Source organism: Silvibacterium acidisoli, from assembly GCA_022870745.1.
In the GTDB taxonomy this organism is placed as follows: domain Bacteria; phylum Acidobacteriota; class Terriglobia; order Terriglobales; family Acidobacteriaceae; genus Silvibacterium.
Map to the genome: position 1 here is coordinate 1,754,906 of CP085323.1, position 25,416 is coordinate 1,780,321.

At 60.1% G+C, this 25,416-nt stretch carries 14 protein-coding genes; 8 read left to right on the forward strand and 6 right to left on the reverse strand.

What is annotated here, in order from left to right:
• Positions 1 to 26 precede the first annotated feature (26 nt).
• Positions 27 to 1,304: a hypothetical protein gene (locus tag LJD29_RS07165; RefSeq protein WP_446745064.1), complete on the forward strand. Its 1,278-nt coding sequence runs from the start codon at positions 27 to 29 to the stop codon at positions 1,302 to 1,304.
• On the opposite strand, the gene LJD29_RS07170 is transcribed toward LJD29_RS07165, so the two are convergent.
• The 6 genes from LJD29_RS07170 to LJD29_RS07195 form a co-directional block, all read right to left on the reverse strand.
• Positions 1,277 to 3,880, reverse strand: coding sequence for a hypothetical protein (locus LJD29_RS07170; protein WP_446745065.1), 2,604 nt, complete (start codon positions 3,878 to 3,880; stop codon positions 1,277 to 1,279). The two genes, LJD29_RS07165 and LJD29_RS07170, sit on opposite strands and share 28 nt — an antisense overlap.
• Positions 3,881 to 3,889: 9 nt before the next feature.
• A complete protein-coding gene (locus tag LJD29_RS07175) occupies positions 3,890 to 4,465 on the reverse strand; it encodes a GDSL-type esterase/lipase family protein (RefSeq protein ID WP_446745066.1) in 576 nt (191 codons plus the stop codon).
• Between the two features lie 225 nt (positions 4,466 to 4,690).
• Complete coding sequence (locus tag LJD29_RS07180; RefSeq protein ID WP_446745067.1) at positions 4,691 to 6,097, reverse strand: alpha/beta hydrolase family protein; 1,407 nt, start codon at positions 6,095 to 6,097, stop codon at positions 4,691 to 4,693.
• 12 nt (positions 6,098 to 6,109) lie between these two features.
• Complete coding sequence (locus LJD29_RS07185) at positions 6,110 to 7,129, reverse strand: glycosyltransferase family 2 protein (RefSeq protein ID WP_446745068.1); 1,020 nt, start codon at positions 7,127 to 7,129, stop codon at positions 6,110 to 6,112.
• The gene (locus LJD29_RS07190; RefSeq protein WP_446745069.1) at positions 7,126 to 7,683 is read right to left on the reverse strand and encodes a serine O-acetyltransferase; all 558 of its coding nucleotides are present in this window, start codon (positions 7,681 to 7,683) and stop codon (positions 7,126 to 7,128) included. The genes LJD29_RS07185 and LJD29_RS07190 overlap by 4 nt, the downstream gene beginning before the upstream one ends.
• 40 nt (positions 7,684 to 7,723) lie before the next feature.
• Complete coding sequence (locus LJD29_RS07195; RefSeq protein WP_446745070.1) at positions 7,724 to 9,211, reverse strand: sigma-54 interaction domain-containing protein; 1,488 nt, start codon at positions 9,209 to 9,211, stop codon at positions 7,724 to 7,726.
• A gap of 470 nt (positions 9,212 to 9,681) precedes the next feature.
• On the opposite strand from LJD29_RS07195, the gene LJD29_RS07200 reads away from it, so the two are divergent.
• The 7 genes from LJD29_RS07200 to LJD29_RS07230 all read left to right on the forward strand — a co-directional run bounded on the left by LJD29_RS07200 (position 9,682) and on the right by LJD29_RS07230 (position 25,379).
• A complete protein-coding gene (locus LJD29_RS07200; RefSeq protein ID WP_446745071.1) occupies positions 9,682 to 9,966 on the forward strand; it encodes a helix-turn-helix domain-containing protein in 285 nt (94 codons plus the stop codon).
• Positions 9,967 to 10,118: 152 nt separating this feature from the next.
• Complete coding sequence (gene nusG, locus LJD29_RS07205; protein WP_446745072.1) at positions 10,119 to 10,742, forward strand: transcription termination/antitermination protein NusG; 624 nt, start codon at positions 10,119 to 10,121, stop codon at positions 10,740 to 10,742.
• A 78-nt stretch (positions 10,743 to 10,820) separates the two neighbouring features.
• Positions 10,821 to 12,134 (forward strand): WecB/TagA/CpsF family glycosyltransferase, encoded by a 1,314-nt coding sequence (locus LJD29_RS07210; protein WP_446745073.1) that lies wholly within the window; start codon positions 10,821 to 10,823, stop codon positions 12,132 to 12,134.
• Between the two features lie 142 nt (positions 12,135 to 12,276).
• Entirely contained in the window at positions 12,277 to 13,470 is a 1,194-nt protein-coding gene (locus LJD29_RS07215; protein ID WP_446745074.1) for a glycosyltransferase family 2 protein, read from the forward strand.
• A gap of 91 nt (positions 13,471 to 13,561) precedes the next feature.
• Positions 13,562 to 14,596, forward strand: a complete 1,035-nt coding sequence (locus LJD29_RS07220) for a polysaccharide biosynthesis/export family protein (protein WP_446745075.1) — start codon at positions 13,562 to 13,564, stop codon at positions 14,594 to 14,596.
• A 114-nt stretch (positions 14,597 to 14,710) separates the two neighbouring features.
• Positions 14,711 to 16,936 carry a GumC family protein gene (locus tag LJD29_RS07225; protein WP_446745076.1) on the forward strand — a complete coding sequence of 742 codons (2,226 nt, stop codon included), beginning with the start codon at positions 14,711 to 14,713 and terminating at the stop codon, positions 16,934 to 16,936.
• A 28-nt stretch (positions 16,937 to 16,964) separates the two neighbouring features.
• Entirely contained in the window at positions 16,965 to 25,379 is an 8,415-nt protein-coding gene (locus LJD29_RS07230; protein ID WP_446745077.1) for a non-ribosomal peptide synthetase, read from the forward strand.
• The last annotated feature ends 37 nt before the right edge of the window (positions 25,380 to 25,416 follow it).

The window sequence follows — 25,416 nt, forward strand, 5'->3', positions numbered from 1 at the left end:
CAGTTCTTAGAATCGAGACCTGTCGCATGAAAGCTTTTGCTGCTGCCACCAGATGTTCCCCCATCCGGTTTCTCCTGTTCTGCCTGTGCGGATTATGGGCCTCTGCCCTGCGCACGGTGAGAACGGAGAACCTGAGCAAGGGAACCGGACTCATCGACATGTATTGGGTCAATTTTTATCTGGTGAACTTTCGCGACGGCTTCCATAAACGCGCGATCCTCGGCAGCATCACGAGATTGCTCGAGCCAGCGGGAGCGAGTCTGCTCTGCATCAATCTCTTCGCTTTCCTCGTTCTCTTCTGCCTGATCTTCCTCGTGGGCAGGCAGATTCTATCTGCAAACTCCGGTACGCTCTCCACTGCTCATGCAGCGGTCGCAGCCATCGTATTTGCCGGAGGCATCACGGGCGTTCTCTTCCAGACTGCCGGCGATCCCATGCAGGTGTGCATGCTTGTCGCCGTCGCCGCTTTCGTGTTGATGCAGCGCTCGCAGAGCACCGGAGTTCGCCTGGCAATCGCGATTGCCGCATGCGGCCTGAATGCCGGCATTCACGAGGCATCCGTCTTCCTCATCGCCCCGGCTCTGCTGCTCGCTGCTCTCTACCGCGTGCGCGCAGTGATGCGACTGGGCATCATGGCTGTCATTGTCGCCGTGCTGCTGGGCGGCGTCACCCGCCTGACGAATGCAAATGGAAACTCCACCTACACAGGCATCGGCGTTCATGTGCAACGCACCATCCACCTGGAACCGGATGTAACGCCTCCGCTTGGCGAGCTTTTGCGGCAGGAGATTCATGAACGGACCAAGGATTCCGCGGATATCCGCTTCACTGAATACATGATTGCCGGGCTGGGGATGACCTACCTGGCCGGGATGGTGCTGTTCTGCTGGCTATTGCCCGAGGGAGTTGCTGCACGCATGGCGATGCTCTGCGGCATCACGCTGGTCATCTCCGCGCCGCTCTACATCATTGCGCATGACTGGGGGCGCTGGTCTACTTACACGCTTCTCATTTCGCTCTTCGCCGCTATGTCCATCTTTCGGTCCCCTGAACAGCCCACCGGATTCACCGTGCGATCGGGTGCAGGAATCTCACGGCTGATCGGGCGCGTGAAGAGCAACTACTTCGTACTCGCCTTTGCTGTACTGGCTGTCATCCTGAGCATTCAGCCGCGATACATCGAGGAAGTGATGCCGACCAAGATTACGAAATCTCTGCTGCCCCTCTGCATTGCCGCAGTTCTGATGCTGGTGCTTAAAGACCGCAATGCGAGCGCTCAGTGGGAGCGCCCGGAAGCGGAATAGAGATACACGGACACGCTGTCCGGCGGAACCGTGTCGCCGCTGCTGACGTCCAGTCCCTCATCCGTCTTGAGGCTCACCTTCGCCTGCGTTGTGTTCGTTACCCAGTTCTGCGGAGCCTCGTTCGTGTCATACGGATTTGCCGGGGCCAACCGGATGCGCTTCACGCTCTTGCCCGGTGCGCCCGCGCCCGCCCAGGATACGGGATAGGACTTCGTGAGGCTCTCGTTCACAACTGCAATGGCGTAGCTATTGGGGTCCTTGTCGGACTGGAAGCAGTATGAGTAGATCGTCGGTACGCCCTTCTGCGGATTGATGCCATTGTGATTCGCCGGCAGATCGTAAGGCGCGGCGCCCACCGTCCCCGAGATAGAGCAGCCGATCATCTTACCGACGACAAGATTGCTCGCCAGCTCGATTGCAAGCATGGTCGGACGCGGGCAGTAATCCCCACCGAAGATGGCGCGATTTTCATAACTGCATGCTCCACCGTAGTCGATCGCAGAACCGAAGATCTTGTAATACTTCGACGCGCCGAACTGGTAATACGCGGTCAGCTCGTAGAGATCCTGCGTCATGATGTCACCCACCTCCATGCTTTGCAGGAACTGGTTGAAGGTGATGACCCCATAAGCGCCGCCGCCTGCGAATCCGTTCATCGATGACTGCGATGCCTTGCCGCCCTCGGTTCCGTTGTTCTCTTCGTAGACATTGGCCTTGCATTGGGTGGCGTGGTCAGCGCCGCAGGTCTTCTGCGCCTCGATTGCCTTCCACGTCTGGTAGACGCCATGGGCCGAATCGGCCTGGTGCATGTTTACGTAGGCCTCCGCGAAGGCCGGGCGATAGAGCAGCTCCGGCGTGGCATCGTCGTTCACCTCGCCCTGCGTGTACTGCTCAAGCTCGATGGCATCCGGATGGCCATCCCGCGCGACATCTTCAATGTAGGCGCCGCTCATGGCCGTCTGCACTCCCATGATCAGCTCCGTCTGCTTTCTGCGATAGCTCGGCACGCCACGCATCGCGGTCGCGATGGTGTTGAAGCGCGAGGTGTAGTCCTGGTACGCGCTGCCTTTGCCTTCTTTCGCGAAGCGGAAGCCAATTGCCTGCCCCACGAAGCCTCCATTCCAGTTCTCGTTTCCAAACGCCAGATGGATGGTATGGAAGACAGATGCGTATCCGCCAGGGGCAGCCGGACCGCCGAGATCGATGCGCTTCGCGCCGTAGGCAGTGTTCTTGTCTCCGTAGAGAAAATCGATGAGCCCTTTGGCATCCGCCGCGGTGAAGGTAATGGGAACAATCACCAGCGGGTCGACTTTCAATGTTTCGCAGAGATGCAGGAAGTCCTGCAGAGAGGTGTCGCCCGTGCCAGAGGTGTAAAAGGTCTGCGAAACGCCATTGGCCGTCATCGGCCGGGCATTTGCCGGCAGGATCCAGCTATCGAGCGTCTCCGAGTCCGGTGACGGGTTGTAGCGCAGCGTACCAGGATTCCCCGGGCTGCCCGAGGCAAACGTCTTCTTCAGCGCATGCACATACGCATCGCTGAAGATCGTCGTGTTGGACGAATCTGTTGTCTCTGGCGCTTTCTCGAAGTCGAGATTGTCCAGGTACACCATTCCACCCTGCTGGGCCGTCCACTGAACCTGTATCTGCGAGTTGTTCTGCGTCATCGCGCCTTCTTCGATCTTGCAAGGCACGCTGTACATCGCCCATTCCGAGGTGAGATTGGCGCGATAGGGACCGCAATGGAAGCCACCTTGCCGGTTCGCCTCAAACGAGAGGAGAGTCGAGCCGGAAACCTGCTTGGCTGCGAACTTCAGAATGTAGTTGCCGTTCAGGCGGCGGAAGCGGTTCACAAAGGTTCCGCCCACTTCCATGTTGTCCATCAGGAAACGCAGAGTCGCCGTACCGCCATGGCTGACATCGAGCTTATAGCTGGAGGCACCGCAGCCTCCGCAAACGTCATCGGACTCTTCCGAGATGTGGCCGCCATCCGCCGCCGCTGCCGTAACTCCCCAGTTGCCCGAGGTAAGCTGTGCTTCGTTCAGCGGAGAGAATTTCTGAGTCAGCACCACCAGGTCTCCGACTGCGATCGGGGCCGCGCACGCCGGGGCAAAACTATAAGTCGCGCCGTTGGGCGATGTCCCTGTCTTGGTATTGCCGGTGATGGTTGCCTTACAGTCCAGTTCCGGACCGCCCTTCGAACAATCGGGGCTGTCCGGGCCGCAGGACTGCACGACGTGGAGCTTCGCGCCCTTCCACCAGTCTGCCGGCACCTGGTCGTACTGCGTGTTGTTGATATTGGTATTGAACTTCGTGGCCGAAAGCGGATGCCCGCCTTCCTGCACCTGCCACATCTGCTGCAGCAGTGCTCCCTCACCGCCGACATTGCCCGGCAGCAACAGGTTTTTGTAGATCATGCCGGAGTCATAGCTCGTCGGCGTGCCCATGTTTGCGCCTGGCTTCTCCGTGTGCGCGTGGATCACATGCTCGGGATCTACGGTGATCGTCGTTTGCGCACGGGCCGACAGGGAAAGCAAAAGCAGCGAGGGAAGAACGGCAACAATTGATCTCTTTTTCACGCGTGATCTTTAATTCTTTCGAAAGAAGATGTTGTTCACGGATAGCAGCTTCAGGTCCATTCTTACGTAGTTCCGGCGGCGCATATGCACGCCGTCAATCGCGAATCCATTGCGCGAATTCTGCAGCGACTCGTTGAAGTCCACCAGTCGCACGCGAGCACCACTGTCTTTCCAGCGATTGACTTCCTGAGCAATCTGCCGGTTCAGAGCATCCACCTTTGGCAATAGCGATCCATTGTCCTGGTAAATGGGGGGAATCGTGCCAACCAATACTTCCATCTTTTTCTGCAGCGCTCGTTGAATCATCTGATGCAGATTGCCGATGGTAGTAGCGGGATCGACACCTGTAAGCACGTCATTGGTACCGCCCAGTAACACCACGCGCGTGAAGTAGCTGTCAGTGACATCGTTGAATCGCGAAAGCATCTGGCCGGTCGTATTGCCGTAAATGCCGAAGTTGACCGCGGGAAGCGTCCACATCTCGGTGATCGAATCACCGAAGAATACTACATCGGGAGCAGCCTTAAGGCGTGTCGTAAACACCAGCGTGAGCGCAATGCTGAGCACCCACGCAGCGATCCACAAAGAGGCTTTCCTGCGCCGTGGAGGAAGAGTTGGCGCACTCACGACCCTGGGTTGCGGACGCGAGAAACCGCCGGCGCTGTAAGGGGATGCCATTGCGATACCAAGTATGGGCGACGCCGACCGGGAGGGGAGTGGGATCCGGAACATAGGCATGCTTCCTCATATTTTCTAGACTCGTAGCTGGCCGCGCTCACCCATTCTACTCGCTTCGCGCGAGCTGGCCGATTAAGACTTTGACTTCCATATCTCAAGTCGCGCGGCAGGTGAAACGCCCGAAGACTCTCTGAGAATAGGATCCTGTTTACCGTCGAACAGCTGCTCGAAAAATGCCAGAGCATAGCGGTCGACAATGCGATATGCCAGGCGCGGATCGATGTCGCCTCCTGTCGAGAGCTTCCTGAGCGGTGAATAGATCGCTTTATCCGAAAAATTCCAGTGGCTCGTGCCATCGATGAAGAGGCGATAACCGCCATAACGTTTCAGGCTGGCATCGACAGCGGCGATGTCTTCCTGGTTCATCAGCCAGTACTGCTTGTCGCTTTCCGGACTCTTCGGATCGAGTGGCGGAATCAGCTTTTCGTCGTAATTCCCCTCATAGATCAGCATCCACGGCTTGGACAAACCGGAGCGTGCGATTTCACCAAGCGTCCAGCCATCCAGGTTCAGGGCTCCACGCACGCGCGGATCGCGATAGGCGAACTCCTGCGCCGTCGCTCCGCCGATCGAGTGCCCCAGCGCGGCTACCCGGCCCATGTCGAGCCTGCCGTAGAGCGGATTCTTCGGGTCGCGGTTGTAGGCTTCGAGCTGATCGAGGACGAAGACATCGTCCTGTGTCAGCGTGGCCACAAATCCATTGGCGATCGCACGCTGCTCGTCGGCATTCGAATGAGCGAAGTTCGCAAGCTCCGGAGCATAACGTGAGTCCATGACACGGCCATCGGGAAATGCCACTTCTCCGGAATAGTAAGTGTGATCGATGCTGGCGACGATGTAGCCGTGGCTCGCCAGCTCCTGCATCAGGAAAGTGCTCTGCGTTCTCTGCCCTGTCCATGCTGGATTAAAGATCAGCAATGGATAAGCCTGCTTTGCAGATGACATCGGCGCGTCTGTGTAGGAACTGGTGCGCACTACCGACTGGTATGACGAAAGCAATGTCGTCTCGGTGCGCCGGCGATAGACGGCGAGTTTTCCCTCTGCGACTGCGGGGTACCAGACCTGCACCATGAGCTCACGATGTCCGCTCGGAGAAAATCCATGTTCATCTGCGCGGCTTGCATCGACCATATAGAAAAGGCGCGTGCCGATTGCATACGGCCCTGTCGGCTTCGGCAGGCGGAACATCGGAAGCGCCCAGGAGACTGCAATCGTCGCGAACGCGAGGAGAAGACAGAGCAGTCCGCTCCAGCGCAAGCCACGCACAGGCGAGAGCACAAGGAAAAGAATCCAGAGTGAGGCGAGATAGACAGGGATGATCTGCCAGTGCATGCCCTCACGCACCACGTGCGCGATCAGCACCGCTACCAGCGCGGCGGCGAAAAGTCCGGTGATCCAGCGAGGCAGATTTCGGCTTACCAGACTCGCAACGCCAAAAAATACTACGAGCAATGTTGCAGTCAGCTCAAAAACGCGCATGCGTATTAGACCTTACTTTGCGCCGCTTGGCTCCTTGTATTCGATCAAAGTGCGACGCGTGCCGCGCCGGCGATCGAACTCATAGCGAAGCTGCCCAATGCAGATAGGCACCTGTTGCAGGTGCGAATGGATTCCATACAGCAGAAGCGTGGCTGCATCATTCGACTTCCAGCGAGATTTCCATGCAGAGCGCAGCGACAATACCGCCAGCATCGCCACCCAGAGAGCGAATGGCCACACGGTGCGGAATGCGATGCCGGTCACAACAGCAACCACGAACGAAAGCATCCAGAAGCCGCCGCGTATCAGGTTGCGGCGTCGTTCGCCTTCCCAGAAAGGATCGGCCGTATTGCGGAATCGCCGCGAGACCTCTGCGAACGCATGCCCTGCGCGTGTAGCCCGCTTCCAGTACTGGCCCCAGCGTGTCATCTGCAGATCGTGCCCGGTCATGGGCTTGTCGACGTGCAGAATGCTGTAGCCTGCGGCGCGCATGCGCCGGCAGAGCTCCGGCTCTTCGCCTGCGATCAGTTCTCCATCGTAGCCGTCCATCTGTTCAAGCACAGAGCGGCGCATCAACACATCGCCGCCGCAGAACTCGACGATTCCCGGCGCATATACCCAATCCAGATCGAGAATCCGGTTATAGATCGAGTGCTCGGGATGCATCTCGCGGCGATGCCCCCAGACCGCGGCAACGGTCGTATCCTTTTCCATCTCCGCGCGCGCTTCGCGCACAAAGTCGGGATGCAAAACCGTATCGCCATCGAGAAAGAGAATGTACTCACCGCGCGCCGCACGCCAGCCTGCATTGCGGCCCAGCGCGGCGGAGGGGCGATCCGCTTGAAGCACGATCACCTCCGCGCCGTAGGAAGCAGCGCGCTCGGGACTGCCGTCCTTTGAAGCCGAATCGACATAAACGATCTCGACGCCGTCTTCAACCCCGCGAATCTGCTTGAGGGAGTCGAGACAACGCACCAGCCGCTGCCCTTCATCGCGCCCGATCACCACGACGGAAATTGCAGGGGAGCTCATGGATTCTTTCCTCCCTCTGCCATCAGCAAAGTCTCCGAATGATCGGCCTCCCGCTCCTTGCGTGGAATGATCCGCGCCGGAATACCGACCGCGATGGAGTTCGCCGGCACATCTTTAATGACAACTGCATTCGCGCCAATGGCAACATCGTCGCCTATATGAATAGGTCCGAGAATTTTCGCGCCCGCTCCGACGTCCACGCGATTGCCAAGCACCGGGGCACCGCGAACGCCAGTATGGCGCAGGCCGATCGTCACACCGTTGCGAATCACACAGTCGTCGCCGATCACCACATCGCCGCTGACGATGACTCCGCCGAAGTGGTCGATGCGAAAGCGCCTGCCAAGCGTGACCTCACAGGGCAACTCAATGCCGGTAAGAATTTCGGAGACCGGTTTGAGCAATTTGTAGAGAAACGAAAACGGCAGGCGAAGGAAACGGGAGCGGATGCCGTAGCGCCACCGCCCGAAGCGGTAAACCACCATCACCCACATGCCCTGCCGCGACCAGTCGCGGTCGTAGGTCTGCCAGTCTTCCCGAAGATTCTTGAACATCGCCGGCTCTCTCGCGCGGACGAAGCAGCCGTACAGGCCGCTACGTGCCGACCGCTCCCCGCTTGGCCTTGGTCTCAACAATGCCGTACTTCTGCAGCTTGTAGAGGAAAGCCTTGTAGTCGATATTGAGCTGCGCCGCAGCCTGGCGCCGATTCCACCGCGTGGCCTCGAGCGCATCCAGCAACAGGCGGGTTTCCGCCATCCGGGAGGTGTGCTCGAGATGGTCCATGGTCACGAGGTTGGCACCGCTGCCTGACTTCGCACCGGCAGCAGCAGCTACCATCTCCTGCTCCGGAACTTTTTCTGCTTCTACAACCGGCTCCGGCGGAACGATCGCCAGCTCCAGCTCCTGGATCAGCAATTCCGCATCCTGGTAGACGAGATAACGGCGCATCACATTCTCTACTTCGCGCACATTGCCCGGCCACTGATACTCCATCATCACCGCGCGCAGCTCCGGAGTCAGCGCCGGCGCCTTTGTGCCCGGCGGAAGATGCTTGCGCAGCAGTGTTTCGGCCAGCGGCAGAATCTCCTGCTGACGCTCACGGAGCGGCGGAATGACAATATTGATTACGTTCAGGCGGTAATACAGATCTTCACGGAAGGCGCCTTCCTTGATCGCGCGGCGCAGATCGCGGTGCGTCGCAGCCATCACGCGAACGTCCACCTTCACAATGCGGCGGCTGCCGAGCGGCTGCACTTCGCCATCCTGCAGTACCTGGAGAAGCTTGGCCTGCAGACGAATATCCATGTCGCCGATCTCATCCAGCAGGATCGTACCCGACTGCGCCAGCTCGAATTTGCCCGGCTTGTCGATCGTGGCACCGGTAAATGCGCCCTTCTCATACCCGAAAAGCTCGCTCTCGATCAGCTCTGAAGGCAATGCCGCGCAGTTCAACTTGAGGAAGGGCTTATTGGCGCGCGCCGAATAAGCGCAAAGCCTGCGCGCCATCACTTCCTTACCTACGCCTGTCTCTCCATGCAACAGCACGGGGACATCGGCCATGCCGACACGTGACAGGAACGATTCGGAGTAGCGCTGAATCTCGAAGGTATGCGGAAGAGCCGTAGCGCGGCGGTCGCGCACCGGCTGCGAGGGCGCAGCCTCCGGCGCCCTGATCACACCCGGAGCGGAAGCTTCTTCGTCTTCAACCGGCGCTGGAATATCGAGAATGGCACGAATCGTATCGTACGAGGCCGGATCATCAAGCTCCGTCTTCAGAATATGAAGACCGCGCAGGGAGGTGCGAAATTCACTATGCAGCTGCTGCAGCTCGCGCACCGCGAGAATCAGCTTTAGATGCGGCCGCTGCGCGCAGATTTCCAGAATTGTGTCGAGATCCGCCTGGCGCCGCATGCCCACATTCGAGACCACGGCGGAGACCGGCCCCGTCACCCCGCGCAGATGTACCCGCGCTTCCGCGAGCGTGCGCACAGTGACCACACTGAAGCCATCGGACTCGAGGCGACGGATCAGAGGCTCATGGGTCAGTGAATTTTCGCCAATAAGCACGATCAGGCCCAACACATCACCTCTAGAACAGACTCGAAAATCTGTAGTTGAATTCGGAACTCATCCGCACGAAATCTTGTCTGAACGGCTGGACCATTCAGCAGCCAGCACCGGCACAAAGTTCGTATGAGTGGGATGATAGTGGTTTCGGGCAGCTGAAACAAAGCCACTTTCGTGTCATGTTACCGCCGCCAAAAACGATTTGAGGCTTAAGTAACCGGCCAATTGTTACCTTTGCGAGGCGTTTTTTGCTCCGCGCCAAGAGGCAACCCGAAGGACGGCTGTAAATGTTTCAGATCAATTGGGAAATATTCCCAAAGCAGGGAAAATCTTGCCGCGAAATACCCCCGAAAAATCAACAAAATGTTGTCAAAGTGGCCTGTTTCGTTTTGGCACGCCGATTGCACCTCGTCAGAGTAAGAACTTGTTGTTGCTTACCACGAAAGTAATCACAACAGCTCAACCTCATCAGAAGGTGAATCGACGTGAGCCTCAGCAGAGACATTTACCCCAATTTGAAGCTGCGTATCTATACCACTGGAATTCGTCAGAACCGGCTGGCACGGATGCTGGGCATCGATGAAGCCCATCTGAGCCGGATCATTAACGGATTCCGTCAGCCGAGCGGAGACATTCGCGCCCAGTTGGCCAACATTCTTCAGAGCGACCCCGAGTGGCTCTTTCACCGGCTGCAGATCAGCGATGATCGCCTCGCAGCCGACGGCATGCTCAGCGGCGAGATCGCTAAGCCGCAGTTCACAACCCGCTGATTCGCTGGCGATAACCAGAAACGTCCTCCCCCGAAGACATTCACCGCAACCGCCATTCCCCCGTGGCCGATAAGGGCGAGAGCCCGGCAAGACGAGAGCGAAACAGGCGATTTATGTCTCATCTTCCGACAATTCGGGCCAGTTGGTTTGCTGTGCAGACTCGTTACCGCTATGAACAGCGCGTTGCCGCTGATCTTGCGGCAAAGGGTGTCGAGCACTATCTTCCCCTGCTGCATGAAGTCCATCAGTGGAAGGATCGCAGCCGCGCCGTAGATCTCCCGGCCTTTGGCGGTTATCTGTTTGTGCGTCTTGTGCCTTCGGTCGAGAATCGCGTGCGGGTGCTGGAAACCGCCGGCGTTGTGCGGGTGCTGGGAACCAATGGTTCGCCGGAGCCGGTGGCGGAATCGGAAATTGCCTCCCTGCGGCTCTCCCTGAACAGTGGACGCCCCTGCAGCCGTCATCCTTATCTTGCCGTCGGTGCACCGGTGCGCATCGCACGTGGGCCGCTGGCAGGCCTTGAAGGGCAGTTGGTTGGCCACGCCAACTCGCTCCGTATTGTGGTCTCGGTCGCATCCATCGGACAGGCCGTTTCGGTCGAGTTATCGAACAGCGATGTCCTGCCGCTCGATGCCGTTGAACTTACCTGCTGTGGCGACGTCAATGCCACACGGACCCATAACACCCGGTCGATCACCGGTTCCGCCGCAAAAGAGGACAGATATGTCCCGGCGGCGTTCCGGGAACCGCGCCAGGGAACACTGCAATCCCGATACTGAATGCTGTTTTTCTGTTGGCCGCAATGCCCACAGTTCCCTGGACAAAACGACTGCTGATTGAAATTGAGGTTTTACATTATGCCTGGTATTCATCCTGATTCTGTTGCAGTGCTTGGAGTGCCGATCAATAACGTCTCGATGGACGAAGCGGTATCCATCATCGAGGAGAAGATCGACCAGGGAGGCTTTCACCAGATTGCCACCGCCAATGCAGATTTCCTGATGAACGCAATCAACGACCAGGAGCTCCAGGACATTCTTTGCTCCTGCAGCCTCGTCGTTCCCGATGGCATGCCGATCCTCTGGTCTGCCCGGCTGATGGGTACACCGCTCAAGGAGCGCGTAAGCGGCATCGATCTCGTCCCGCGGCTCGCGGAGCTTTCAGCTCGCCGCGGCTTCCGCATCTACCTGCTCGGGGCCAGCGAAAAGAGCTCCGCGCGTGCCGCCGAATTGCTGCAGCAGCAGTACCCGGGCCTGCAGATCGTCGGCCGCTACTCGCCGCCGCTCCGCCCGCTCGAGCAGATGAACCACGAAGAGATCCTGCACCGTATCGAGCTTGCCCGGCCTGACATTCTTCTGGTCGCCTTCGGCAATCCGAAGCAGGAGAAGTGGCTTTCCATGCACCGCGATCGCCTGCGGGTGCCGGTTTCGATCGGCATCGGCGGGTCGCTCGACATGATTGCCGGCAAGCTGGCGCGCGCCCCTCGCTGGATGCAGGATTCGGGCCTTGAATGGCTCTTCCGCGCCTGCCAGGAGCCCCGCCGTCTTGTAGGCCGCTATGTGAGCGATGCAATCACGCTGGGACGCTATCTGCCCTGGCAGGTAGCCGCAACAGCCTCACAGCCGCGCAATTCCGGCCCGTCGCAGATCCTGACCACGCGGGTCGGCAATACGGAAGTCATCTCGATCCAGGGCAACCTGACCGGCGAGCTGCTGGCCGAGTTCGAGGACCGTACCGAGATTGCCTGCCTCGAAGGCCGCCACATCGTGCTGAACATGGCCGAGAGCGCATACTTCGGACCGCAGTCGCTGGGCGCGCTGATCAAGCTCATGACCGCTATGCACCAGCTGCGGCTGCAGTTGTGGCTGGCCGGTATGCGTCCTCACCTCGTCCGCCTGCTTAAGAGCGCCCGGCTGGAGTGCTACTTCCGCACGACCTCGACGGTGGGCGATGCGCTCTACCGCATTGAACGTGCGTCAGAAAATACGCTGGTTACGATGCCTACCCTGCAGACGGTCCGTCGCCGCACCAGCCGTCCGATTCAGGTTCGGGTAGAGCGGATGCAGGAGATCTGCCAGCGCATCGCAGCCGTGAACGAAGCACCCGAGTTTGACTTCGGCGGAGGCTTCGCCGAATCGAATGCTTACGGCTTTAAGGCAACGGCCCGCTGAAATTTCTTGTCACCGAGCCGGCATCCGATAAGATAAACAGGAACGACACGGCGCGGAGGTCACCCTCCGCGCAAGTGTTTTGGCTAGGCGGCATCTCGCCCCACATCGCTATGCATCGCCTTCGGAAAGGCGCACTCTGCTCATGACGAAACTTCTCTTCCTGATCATCGGTCTGGTCCTGGCAGGGCTTACCCTGCCGTTGATCACTGAGTTGTTCCTGGTGACCGTCGCCGGCCTGCTTCCACGCCGTCGCCGTCAGAGCGATGCCGCAAGTCTGCCCGACTTTCCGCTCGCCATCGTCATGCCCTCGCACAACGAGGAGATTCACGTCGGCCGCGCCGTCTCAAGCGTGGTGGCTTCGGCAGCAGGCCTGCGCAATATCCGTATCTACACCGTGGCGCACAACTGCTCCGACCGCACCGCCGAGGAAGCCGCGAAAGCAGGCGCGGAGGTTCTGGTCTACAACGATCCCGAGGCCCGTGGAAAGGGTTACGCCCTGAACCATGGCTTCGCTCACGCGCTGGCCAACGGCGCTGAAGCAGTCATGGTGATCGATGCCGATTCCATCATCTCCGCCAATCTCGTCGGGCTGGTGCAGCGCCGTCTCGCTGCCGGAGCGGATGCCGTACAGTGCCGCTACGAAATGGAAAGCGCCAATGACAAGGCCAACGGCCGCCTCGCGGCGCTGGCCCTGCGCGGCTTCAACGTCATCCGTCCCCGCGGACGCCAGCAGCTGGGTCTTTCCTGCGGCATCCTCGGCAATGGATTCGCCCTGACCAAGCGCCTGCTCGATCGCGTGCCGTATGACGCTTTTTCCGTAGTCGAGGATCTTGAGTATCACATTCACCTGGTCATGGCGGGCTCGCGGGTTCAATACATCGAAGAGGCACATGTTCTCGCCTCCCTGCCGGCATCCGCAAAGGGCGAAACCGTGCAGCGCTCTCGCTGGGAAGGCGGCCGCTTCTACGCAGCCCGCATCTGGTTTGTGCCTTTGCTTAAGCAGGTTCTGCGTGGAAGGCTGCGGCTGATTGAGCCGATGTGCGATGTCGCGGGGTTGCCGATGGCCTTCGGCGTGTTTGCGCTGCTGCTGGCCCTTCTCATTCCGGTTCCTGCGATTCGTATCTATGCAGCAGTGTCTCTGGCCGTTGTGACTCTGCATGTCCTGGCTGCTGCGGCAGCAGGACCGGATTTTCTGGGGACGCTGCGGCTGCTGGCCATGGCTCCTTTTTACATCCTATGGAAACTCCGTTTGATTCCGTCGATACTGCGCGGCTCAAAAGGCAAAGCCGATTGGGTACGCACCGACAGAGACTCCAACTTTAGGAGTATTTCCTAAAGATTTTTTTCTCTGCATGATGAAGAGCACAGGGAAAGCAAGAGGGCCTTTATGCCCATTCCCGGCGACTTGCCCCCAAGAGGTCTGTAACATGAAACGCTCTGTCCGCTCGCTCGCATATCTCGGACTGATTTCTGGCTTGAGCATGATTCCGGCTTTTGCCCAGCAGCAGCCCCCTGCAGCTCCGGCAGGCTCAGTTACTCCTATCGCCAGCCAGAAGAGCCAGCCGAGCGAAACACCGGCAGATCCCCAGCTCAAGCTGAGCCCGGAAAAACAGCTGGAACAGTTCCAGCCTGCGGTTGACGAAGAGTACACTCTCGGCGCAGGCGATGAGATCGGCCTGGATTTTCCCGGCAGGCCGGAGTTGACCAAGAAATACACCGTCGGTCCCGATGGGCGCATCACCCTGCCATTGGCAGGACAGGTAATGGTTGCAAACCTTACCCGCGAGCAGGCTGCAAAGGCGATCGTTGACGCACTGTCGAACGACTACACCAACCTGACCGTCACGGTGAACATCGAGAAATACGGTTCGAACAAGGTGACCGTGATCGGCAACGTCAAGAATCCGGGCACGATTTATTTCGACACCACGCCGACGCTGCTCGACGCGATTTCGCGCGGCGGCCTGCTGCCGACACCCAGCTATAAGGACGGCCTCCCTGACGAGTGCATGATCTATCGGGGCAACAACCAGGTGTTTACCGTCCAGCTGCGCGATCTGCTGCGCAGCGGCAGTGCGATGGCTGACATGCGGCTTCGCCGCAACGACATTATCTTCGTCCCGTCGCAGTCGGATCGCTTCGTCTCCGTGCTTGGCCAGGTGAAGAATCCTGGATCGGTGCCACTGACTTCAGACTCGAACCTGCCCTCGCTGATCGCGCAGGCAGGCGGTTTAACCGATGGCGCCGGCAACAACCCGCACATCATGATCCTGTCGAAGGCTAACGGGACAACGCGGGAAGTCAACTGGAAGGACATCAACACGCCTAAGGGGTTGACGGAAGTCGCGCTTCAGCCCGGGGACATTGTCAGCATCCCGAAAACAGGCTTTTACAAGTCGACGTACGTGCTGGAGCGCCTGAGCCCGATGACCAGCCTGGCTACCCTGCTGGCAGTACGTTAAGGGTTCAAAGGACACAGCAATATCCAAAGACGGCCGCGCGCGACGTAGAGCCGGTCGACAGTTCCGGTAGAGAAGGTCGGGACTACAGAACGAGATTAAGGATCAAAGATCGTTATGTACATAACGCCACGACATCCCGAAACACAGCAACAGATTCCGTTGCCTCCACCTCCGCCGCGTTCGGCAGCGCCTGCCCCGTCGAGTCCCTTCAAGATCGATGTGCTGCGGAGTCTGAAGGTGCATGCGATGACAGCCAGCCTGGTGGCGATTGCGACATGCGGCCTGGGTCTGGCGCTCCTACTGCGCCATCATGCCGTCTATACCGCCAGCAGCACCGTATATGTCTCCCCGAACTTCCCCAAGACGCTGACCGAGGACCGCGAACAGGAATTCCAGTACGACTCCTATATTCAGCAGGAGATGCACTCGGTCACGCGTTATGACGTCATCTCGGAAGCTCTCAAGAAGCTGCCGTCCGACGCATGGAAGAGACCGAATGAAAGCATGCAGGCAGCCATTGGACGTCTGCAGGGTGCGGTCGATGTCTCCCGCATCAGCACCACATACGAAGCCTCGATCTCTCTGACCGATACCAAGCCGGCCAATATCGCCGAAATCGTCAATGCCATCACCAACACCTATCTTGAAAAGGTGAAGGATGAAGAGTTCTACGGGCGCGACGAACGCCTGCAGACTCTTCGCCAGGAACGGGATCGTGTTCGCACCGACCTCGACGCGCGCCTGAAGGAACAGGCAGGTATTGCGGGCAAGCTGGGCATGGCCATCGTAGGCAGCACCGGCACGAATCCGTATGATAGCGATCTCGACAAGATGCGCGGCGACCTGAACACGGCTCATACCGCGCGCATCCAGGCTGAGGCACAGCTTTCGTCGCTGAACAGCGGCGACCCGAACGCTCCGAATTCCGCACTGAATGCAGCCGCGGACGAGATTGCCGCGCTCGATCCCGGCCTTACTTCGCTGAAGTCGGCGCTCGGCCAGAAGCGCAGTGCGCTTCTGGGTACTCTGGCCGGCCTCACTCCGAACAACCCGCTGCGCAAGCAGACGGAAGACGAGCTTGCACAGACCGACAACGCCATCGCGACGATGCAGGCCAACCTGCGCCGCCGTGCCGCGCAGCGCCTTGAAGAGAAGCTGCATTCCGAGGTCAATCGTGCGGCCGCGGTCGAAGCGCAGCTGAACCACGACATTCAGAAGAAAACCACGCAGGCCACCACCGCAGCCCCGGAATTTCAGCGCTCGGATGAGCTGAAGAACGATATCCAGAACCTGCAGACCCGTTACAACACGATCGATGAGCGCATCAGCAATCTCGAGCTCGAAAGCAGCTCACCGGGATCGGTGCACATGGTGCAGCCGGCCCGCACTCCAATCGAGCCCGAGCCGAGCAAGATGCGCAAGCTCTTCCCGGCGATCTTCCCGCTTGCCCTGATTATGGGCGTGCTCGCAGCGGTTGCCTTCGACCTGCTCGATCCGCACCTCTATACCAGCAGCGACGTCGAAACCGTCATGGGTTTTGCTCCCATCGGCGTCCTGCTCGACGACCGCGAGGTTACGCAGCTGGTTTATGACGAGTGCTCATTGCGTCTGGCCGCGGGCATCGACCATGCCGCTCACTCCGCGGGAGTACGCACCTTTGTGATCACCGGCGTTACAGCCGGAGCAGGCACCACGACCATCATCGAGCACCTCGGCAGCACGCTGGCGAAGCTCGGCCGCAAGACGCTGACCATCGATGCATCGGGCGCGACGCATCCCGTTGCCTATACCACGGTGAACGCGAATGAATCGGGCCGGCGCACGGACGCCCCTGCCCAGAGCAGCGTTCTCCCGGTGACAGGCACCGAACTGCAGACCACCACGGTTGTTTCGCAGCCTCTGCAGTCGAAGATTCCGCCGCTCACGACCAGCTTCATGGCCAAGGCCTTCCAGGAGCTGACGAACGAATATGACATCGTGCTGATCGACGCGGCCCCATTGCTGATCTCCGCGGAGACGGAATACCTTGCCCGTTTCGCCGACGTGACCGTTCTCGTGGGTGAATCCGGCAAAACCAAGAAGTCCGATCTCAAGCGCAGCGCGAAGCTACTGGAGCGCCTGAATGTCGGGGGCGTCGCAGTCATTATCAACAAGGTTGGGCTGCTGCGCGCCGAGAAGGACCTCAAGCAGGATCTGATCGAATTCGAAGCTCGCATGAACCGCACCAATCTGCGGTGGCAGCCGCGGGCGCGTCCTGAGACAGAGCCGTTCGTTCCCTTCGTCACCGTCAAGGAAGAAATAGTGGACGCAGAAACGGTATCTTCCTCCAAGGTCAGCTAGCTCCAACCCGAGAGTGCGTGCAAGAGACATGGCAAAGCCCGATGCCAACACGAATGGGGAGAGAACTGCCTCTCCCTCAGCCGCTCCTGACCTGACCCCGGCGATCTCTGCGCTATGGCGCGAAATTCTCGGTCTGCCCCGTGTCGGCCTCGACGATAACTTTTTCGAGAGCGGCGGCACATCGCTGTTGGCAACGCTTCTTGTCTCACGCATCAACCAGCTGCTCGCCGGGAAGGGTCTGGTCGCGCTTCCCATCGCTTCGTTCTTCGAGCATCCCACGCTGCGCGCTTTAACCGCTGTAATCAAGGGCGAAGCTGCCGAGATACCGGTCTCAACTCCAGCGCGCGAAAATACAAATCCAGCTTCCTCTGCCATTGCCATCATCGGCATGACCGGACGCTTTCCCAGCGCGGACAGTGTGGAAGAACTCTGGAAAAATCTCTCTGAAGGCGTTGAGTCTGTCACGTTCTTCGATCGTCATGAGCTCGAACCTTATGAACAACTTTTAGCTGATAAATCGGAACGTTACGTTGCAGCGCGTCCGCTGCTGAACCACGCCGACAAGTTCGACGCAGGCTTCTTCGGAATCTATCCGAAGGAAGCCGCGACCATGGACCCGCAGCATCGCGTCTTCCTCGAATGCGCCTGGGAAGTGCTGGAGCGCGCGGGCTACGACCCGGCTCACACAAAAGACTCCGTCGGCGTCTTCGCCGGATGCAGCATGAACACCTACTTCATGCGCAATCTCGCCACCGGCCGCGAGTTCCTTGAAGAATTTACCGGCGGATACCAGGTCGGCAATTACGTCGCCATGCTTGGCAACGACAAGGACTTTCTGCCTACGCGCGTCAGCTACAAGCTGAACCTGCGCGGACCAAGCATGAGCGTGCAGACCGCCTGCTCGACCTCGCTGGTCGCCGTAGCGCAGGCTGCGCAGAGCCTGCTGACCTACGGCTGCGACATGGCGCTCGCCGGTGCCGTTTCGATCACCTTCCCGCAGCATCGCGGCTACGTTCCGCAGGAAGGCGGACTCGCCTCACTCGACGGCCATTGCCGTCCCTTCGATCACCAGGCCAGCGGAACCGTCTTCGGGCACGGCTCGGCCGTGCTGCTACTGAAGCGCCTCGACGATGCATTGGCCGACGGAGACCAGGTGCTGGCCGTCATCAAGGGCTTTGCGTTGAACAACGATGGCTCGGTCAAGGTCGGTTACACCGCGCCGAGCGTCGAAGGCCAGGCGCAGGTGATTGCCCGCGCGCAGAAGATGGCCGGCGTTTCGGCCGATTCCATCACTTATCTCGAAGCCCATGGAACAGGCACACCGCTCGGCGATCCGATTGAAGTTGCAGCGTTGAAGAAAGCCTTTCGTGTGACCACCTCTGAGACGGCCTTCTGCTCACTCGGTACCGCCAAGGCCAACGTTGGACACCTCGACGTCGCCGCAGGAGCAACCGGACTCATCAAGACCGTGCTGCAGATGCAGCATCGCCAGATCCCTGGCCTGCTGCACTTCGAGCAGCCGAATCCGCATCTTGGCATCGAAGGCAGCCCATTTAAGATCGACCGCACGCTGCGTCCCTGGGAAGCCAACGGCACGCCGCTGCGCGCCGGCGTCTCTGCCTTCGGCGTCGGCGGGACCAACGCGCACATCGTGGTCGAAGAAGCACCCGGTCGCCGCGCATCCGATGCCGGACGCGATCAGCACTTGCTCGTCTGGTCGGCCAAGACACCCGGCTCGCTGGAGTCGCTGACCGCATCGCTCGTTCAACATTTCCACACGGATTCCACAGGCATTGCGGATGCTGCCTACACGCTTCAGACTGGGCGCAGCAGTCATGCATTGCGCCGCTCGGTGGCCGTTTCTTCTACTGAAGAAGCCGCCGCGTTACTCGCCGGCTCTGCGGCAAAAGAGATCGCCAGCAACGACAAGCCTTTTGAAAATCCCGGAGTGATCTTCTGCTTTCCAGGACAGGGAGTGCAGACGATCGGCATGGGCCGCCGCCTCTACGAAACCGAAGCCGTCTTCCGCGACGCCCTAGATCGCTGCTCAAAGATTTTGACGCCCCTGCTCGGAGCGGACCTGCTCGATGTGCTCTATCCTGCCGAGGCTACGGAAGCATCGCAGACGTTGCTGAATCAGACGCTGTACGCGCAGCCAGCGATCTTCAGCTTTGAATATGCTCTCGCGCAGCTATGGCTTTCGTGGGGTATCCAGCCCGAAGCCATGATCGGCCACAGCGTGGGCGAATACGTTGCCGCCTGCATCGCCGGTGTCTTCTCGCTCGAAGATGCACTCAGGATGATCGCAGCCCGCTGCCGTTTGATGCAGGCGCTGCCCGCTGGTTCCATGCTCGCCGTGCGGCGCGACGAAGCCACCGTCGCCAGTCTCCTGCCCGCGACGCTCGACATCGCCGCGGTCAACAGTCCACAGCTTTGCGTCGTCTCCGGCCCGACGAATGAGATAGACGCCTTTATCGCCAAGCTCGATGCGGAGAAGATTGTCTCGCGCAAGCTGGCTACCTCCCATGCCTTCCACAGCCGCATGGTCGATCCGGCGCTGGCTCCTTTCGCCGAAACGGTCGCCACCGTCAGCTTCTCCGAGCCGAAGATTCCGTATGTTTCGACGCTCACGGGCAAGTGGGCGACGCTGGCCGAGATCTCGCAGCCTGCTTACTGGACGCGCCAGCTTCGTCACGCCGTTCGCTTCGCCGATGCCATTACTGAAATTCTGAAGACCCCGGAGCGCATCCTGCTCGAAGTCGGGCCGGCCGAGACGCTGGTTCAGCTCATGCGCCAGATCGGCGGCACTGCTGTGCTCTCCAGCCTCGGCGGTCTTAAGAGCCGCGACAGTGACGAAAGAGCTCCAGAGGATCGCGCGATCCTGAATTCACTCGGCAAGCTCTGGACTTTGGGCACCGAGATCGACTGGCAAAGCTTTCATTCAGGCTACGTCCGCAACCGCGTATTGCTTCCCACTTATCCTTTCGAGCGCCAACGACACTGGATCGATGCGCCAGCGTATCAACCTTCTGCCCAGGCTCTGCCGGGTACCCCTTCTGCTGCCACCACTGCCGTACCTGACACTGCTTCTACTGCCGAGGATTTCGTTATGGCTACCGTTTCTTCTTCCGACCTTATGCTCTCCGCACTCAAGGACATGATCGCCGATCTCTCCGGCACCGACCTGACCGGCGCCGATGCCGATGCCTCGTTCCTCGAACTCGGATTCGACTCACTCTTCCTGACCCAGCTCACGCAGGCGATCCAGGGCAAGTACAAGCTCAAGCTCACCTTCCGCCAGATCATGGAGAGCTATCCCACGCTCGACGGCCTCGCGAAGCATCTCGACGAAGCGGTCACGCCCGAGCTGAAGCCCGCTGCTGCTGCGCCAGTTGCTACCCCTGCGCCGACGGCCGTTGCTGTTGCTGCCGCACCCGTCGCTTACGCAGCGCCTGTGGTGCAGCCGGCTCTCACTCCCGTTGCCGCGCCCGTGATCCATGCGCCTGCCGGGTCGCTCGAAGCCCTCCTCGCCAGCCAGGTACAGGCCTTGAGCGGACTCTTCCAGCAGCAGATGGAGTTCCTGCGCGGACAAAGCTTCAGCGCGCCGGTCGCAGCAGCAGCAGTGCAGGCAGCGCCTGTTGTCGCGCCAATGGTTGCGCCCGCACCGGCTCCAGTCGCCGCTCAGGCTCCCGTTGCGACCGCTCCTGCAAAGGAAGAAGCTCCGAAGAAGCCCGTCTTCACGCCCTTCAAGCCGCTTTCGCGTGGTGAGACCGGCGGGCTGAACCCGACGCAGGAGAAGTACCTCAAGGACTTCGTCGCCAGCTACAACGCGCGCACTCCCGGCTCGAAGCAGTTCACGCAGGATAACCGCGCCGTCTTTGCCGATGGCCGCGTCGTCTCCGGCTTCAATGCTCAGTACAAGGAAATGGTCTACCCGCTGGTGGTCGAACGCGCCAAGGGTGCTTACCTGTGGGACAAGGACGGTAACCGCTACATCGACATCCTCAACGGCTACGGAGCGATTCTCTACGGCCACTCGCCCGACTTCATCGTCGAGGCCGTGCATGAGCAGCTCGACATCGGCTTCCCCATCGGACCGCAAACGCCGCTCGTAGCCGAATGCTCGCGCCTGGTCAGCGAACTGACCGGCATGGAGCGCGTGACCTTCTGCAATACCGGTTCTGAAGCCGTGATGGGCGCGATGCGCCTTGCCCGCACCGTAACCGGACGCAACCTCATCGTCATGTTCAGCGGCGACTACCACGGCAGCTTCGACGAAGTACTGGTGAAGTCGGTCGGCAACCAGCGCTCCATGCCGGTCGCACCAGGCATCCCGCGCGAGAGCGTTGCGAACACGCTGGTTCTTGATTACGGCTCCGATGAAGCACTCGAGATCATCCGCAACCGCGCCGACGAAATCGCCGCCGTGCTGGTAGAACCTGTCCAGAGCCGCCACCCGGAACTGCGCCCCGCCGAGTTCCTGAAGGAAGTGCGCCGCATCACCGCTGACAGCGGTTCTGCACTGATCTTCGACGAAGTGGTCACCGGCTTCCGTACTCACTCGGGAGGTATGCAGGCTGTTTATGGCATCCGCGCCGATCTCGCCACCTACGGAAAGGTCGTCGCTGGAGGCCTCCCGGTCGGCATCCTCGCAGGCAGCCCGGCTTTCATGGACGCGCTCGACGGCGGCATGTGGCAATACGGCGACAACTCCTTCCCGCAGGTGGGCGTCACCTTCTACGCAGGAACCTTCATGCGCCATCCGCTGGCCATGGCCGCAGTTAAAGCCAGCCTCGAACACATCAAGGAGTCCGGCCCATCGCTGCAGACCGATCTCGCGAAGAAGACCTCTGCGCTCGTCGCCGATCTGAACGCGATGTTCCGCGAATTCAACTACCAGTCGTCGATCGAGACCTTCGCCTCGTGGTTCTTCTTCTCGCCTGCACAGGAGCCGCAGCTGGCGCGTCTGCTGCACTATCACCTGCGCGAGCAGGGCATCCACATCCAGGAAGGCTTCCCTTGCTTCCTGACGACCGCACACACCGACGAAGATTTGCAGTTCGTCCGCAAGGCCTTCCGCACCAGCCTTGAGAAGATGCAGGCAGGGCAGGCCATCGGCAAGGCCGAAGCTGCTTCTATTCCTGCTGCGGAGCCTGCCGTTGCGAAGACTATCGCCGCTCCGGTTGTCGAGACCGTTCCGATCGAGCACGACATCGCCATCACCGAACCGCAGCGCGAGATCCTGATCGGCACGCAGCTCGGCGATGAAGCCAACTGCGCCTTCAACGAAGGAACATCGCTGCGCCTGAAGGGCGATCTCAATGAAGCTGCCTTCATCGCATCACTCGAGAAGCTGGTCACGCGTCACGAGTCGCTGCGCTCCTCGGTGGCCGAGGACGGCGACACCATCCACATCGACGCGGAAGTTCGTCTGCCGCTCGAGCACGACGACCTGACGGCGCTAGATGCGGCTGCCCGCGATGCCCGCCTCAAAGAGATCATCGCCCGCGAAGCCTCGACTCCATTCGATCTCTACAACGGTCCGCTCTTCCGCATGCGGTTGGTGCGCCTTGCAAGCGACGAGCACGTTCTCGTGACCACGGCACACCACATCATCTTCGACGGATGGTCGACCAACGTCCTCTTCTCCGAACTGAGCGCGCTCTACAACGCTGCCATTGCAGGCTCGAACGCTGCCCTGCCCGCGCCGCTGACCTTTACTTCGTACGCTGCCGCGCAGGCCGAGCACCAGAAGACCGAGGAAAACTCTGAAGTCGAGACGTACTGGCTCAACGAGTTCAAGACACTGCCTTCACCTCTCGAGCTGCCCACGGACCGGCCTCGTCCGGCGATGCGCGGCAATGACGGAGCTACCCGCCGCTTCATCTTCCCGGCCGAGTTCCTGAAGTCTGTCCGCAAGGCGGGCGCGAAGCAGGGGTCTACCTTGTTCGCTACGCTTCTTGCCGGTTATGCACAGCTTATCCACCGGCTCTCGCAGCAGCAGGATGTCGTCATCGGCATCCCCACCGCCGGGCAGAACCTGCTCGAAAACGGCGGTTCGCTGGTTGGCCACTGTGTGAACTTCCTGCCCATCCGCAGCACCTTCGATCCGGCACAGCCTATCGGCCAGTTCGTAAAACAGTCGCGCAAGAAGCTGCTCGACGCGCAGGATCACCAGAACTACACCTACGGCACGCTGCTGCGGAAGCTGAAGATCCAGCGTGAAAGCTCGCGGCTGCCGCTCGTCGAGGTCCAGTTCAACGTGGAGCAGGTCGGTGCCGGCCTCAAGTATGAAGGCCTCGCTGCCGACCTGAGCGCCAACCCGAAGACCCACGTCAACATGGACCTCTTCTTCAACTTCGTCGATCGCGGCGAAGAGCTGTGGCTCGACGTGGACTACAACACCGGCCTCTTCGACGAGGCCACCATCGCGCGCTGGTGCGGACACCTGCAGGCGATCCTCGAAGCCTTCGTCGCCAACGCCGAGCAGCCCATCGGCCAGGTTTCGATTCTCAACCCGGCACAAACGAAGCAGATCCTGGTCGATTGGAACAGGACTGCAACTGACTTCCCACGCAACAGCTCGATCCACCAGGTATTTGAAGAGCAGGTCGCGCGCACACCCAACACCACCGCCGTCACCTTCAACGGCCAGTCGCTCACCTATGCGCAGCTGAACGAGAAGGCCAATCAGTTGGCCCGCTTTCTGCGGGGCGCCGGTATTCAGACGGGCGACCGCGTAGCCCTCTGCCTCGACCGCTCGCTCGAAGTCTCGGTCAGCCTCCTGGCGATTCTCAAGGTTGGCGCTTCCTATGTCCCCGTCGATGCCAGCTACCCGGAGCAGCGTATCCGGTTCCTGGTCGAGAATTCACAGGCGAAGGCACTGCTGACCCAGGCATCACTGGTCGCGAAGCTGCCGGGGCTCAACACCAATGTCATCGATCTCGACACCGATGGGCCGTCAATCGCAGTCGAGTCGGGCTCGAATTTCCCCTCCGCCCAGCTCACCGGCGACGCCGAAGCCTACGTCATGTACACCTCCGGATCGACCGGAAACCCTAAAGGCGTGCGAGTACCGCATCGCGCCGTACTGCGACTGGTGAAGAACAACAGCTTCGCAAGCTTTGCACCGAGCGAAGTCTTCCTGCAGCTGGCTCCGCTCTCGTTCGACGCCTCGACCTTCGAGATCTGGGGAGCCCTGCTGAATGGCGGACGCCTGATCCTCGCGCCCGCTGGACGCGTCACGCCGGAAGACATCGGCACGCTCATCAAGATGCACAACGTCACCACGCTCTGGCTGACGGCTGCGCTCTTCCACCTGGTTGCGACCACGCACCTTGAGATCCTTCGCCCGCTGCGCCAGCTTCTGGCCGGTGGCGACGTCCTCTCGGTGACGCATGTCCGCCGCATTCTCGAGGAGCTGCCGCATCTGCGCCTCATCAACGGCTACGGACCGACGGAAAACACCACCTTCACCTGCTGCCACACCATCACGCCGGCCAGCCTGACCATCGGCTCCGTGCCGATCGGCCGCCCCATCTCGAACACCCGCATCTATCTCGTCGATGCTTCCATGCAGCCGGTTCCCGTCGGCGTTGCCGGTGAGCTGCTCGCGGCCGGAGATGGCGTTGCCCTCGGCTATCTGAACGCACCCGAACTCACGTCGGAAAAGTTCATCGAGCACTCCTTCGATGGCCGCTCCGAGCGCCTGTATCGCACCGGCGACCTCGCCCGCTACCGTCCGGATGGCACGGTCGAGTTCCTGGGACGCGCTGATACCCAGGTCAAGGTTCGCGGCTACCGCATCGAACTGGCCGAGATTGAATATGCCCTCGAACGTTCGCCGCTGGTGCAGTCCGCCGTGGCCAGCGTCCGCACCGATTGGGTGACCGCCCACGATGCCCCGGGCGACAAGCGCCTCGCAGCCTACATCATTCCGCAGAAGGCTGGCGACAACGCCGCGCTGATCACCGAGCTTCGCACCTGGCTCAAGGGGCAGCTGCCGGATTACATGCAGCCGGCTGCGATCGTAATCGTCGACAGCTTCCCGCGCACCGTAAACGGCAAGGTCGACCGCCGCGCCCTGCCCGCCCCGCAGCCGGAGCGGATGCTACACGAACGTGCTATTGTCTACCCTCGCACCCCGCAGGAAGATGTACTTGCGTCGATCTGGTCCAAGGTTTTGAACCTGAAAGAGGTTAGCGTGGAGGACAGCATCTTCGAGCTCGGGGGAGACTCGCTGATGATCTTCCGTATTAACACTTTAGCCAACCAGGCCGGGATGAAAATCACGGCTCGACACATCTTTGAATTCAAGACCATTGCAGCAATCTGCGCACAGGTTCATGAGGGCCGTGACGACGAGATGGCTGAAAACTCCTCAGGAACGATCCGGCCAGTGGCCCGATCGCTGCATCGTAAACCCCGAACCGTTCTGCAGTAATTTGACCGGGGAATACGTGCTCTTACGTTGTCCTTGG

Coding starts and splice junctions, on each gene's coding strand:
- LJD29_RS07180 (WP_446745067.1), bottom strand. CDS start 6,097: ATGCGCGTTTTTGAGCTGACTGCAACATTGCTCGTAGTATTTTTTGGC.
- LJD29_RS07220 (WP_446745075.1), top strand. CDS start 13,562: ATGAAACGCTCTGTCCGCTCGCTCGCATATCTCGGACTGATTTCTGGC.
- LJD29_RS07215 (WP_446745074.1), top strand. CDS start 12,277: ATGACGAAACTTCTCTTCCTGATCATCGGTCTGGTCCTGGCAGGGCTT.
- LJD29_RS07165 (WP_446745064.1), top strand. CDS start 27: ATGAAAGCTTTTGCTGCTGCCACCAGATGTTCCCCCATCCGGTTTCTC.
- LJD29_RS07190 (WP_446745069.1), bottom strand. CDS start 7,683: ATGTTCAAGAATCTTCGGGAAGACTGGCAGACCTACGACCGCGACTGG.
- LJD29_RS07185 (WP_446745068.1), bottom strand. CDS start 7,129: ATGAGCTCCCCTGCAATTTCCGTCGTGGTGATCGGGCGCGATGAAGGG.
- LJD29_RS07210 (WP_446745073.1), top strand. CDS start 10,821: ATGCCTGGTATTCATCCTGATTCTGTTGCAGTGCTTGGAGTGCCGATC.
- LJD29_RS07230 (WP_446745077.1), top strand. CDS start 16,965: ATGGCAAAGCCCGATGCCAACACGAATGGGGAGAGAACTGCCTCTCCC.
- LJD29_RS07225 (WP_446745076.1), top strand. CDS start 14,711: ATGTACATAACGCCACGACATCCCGAAACACAGCAACAGATTCCGTTG.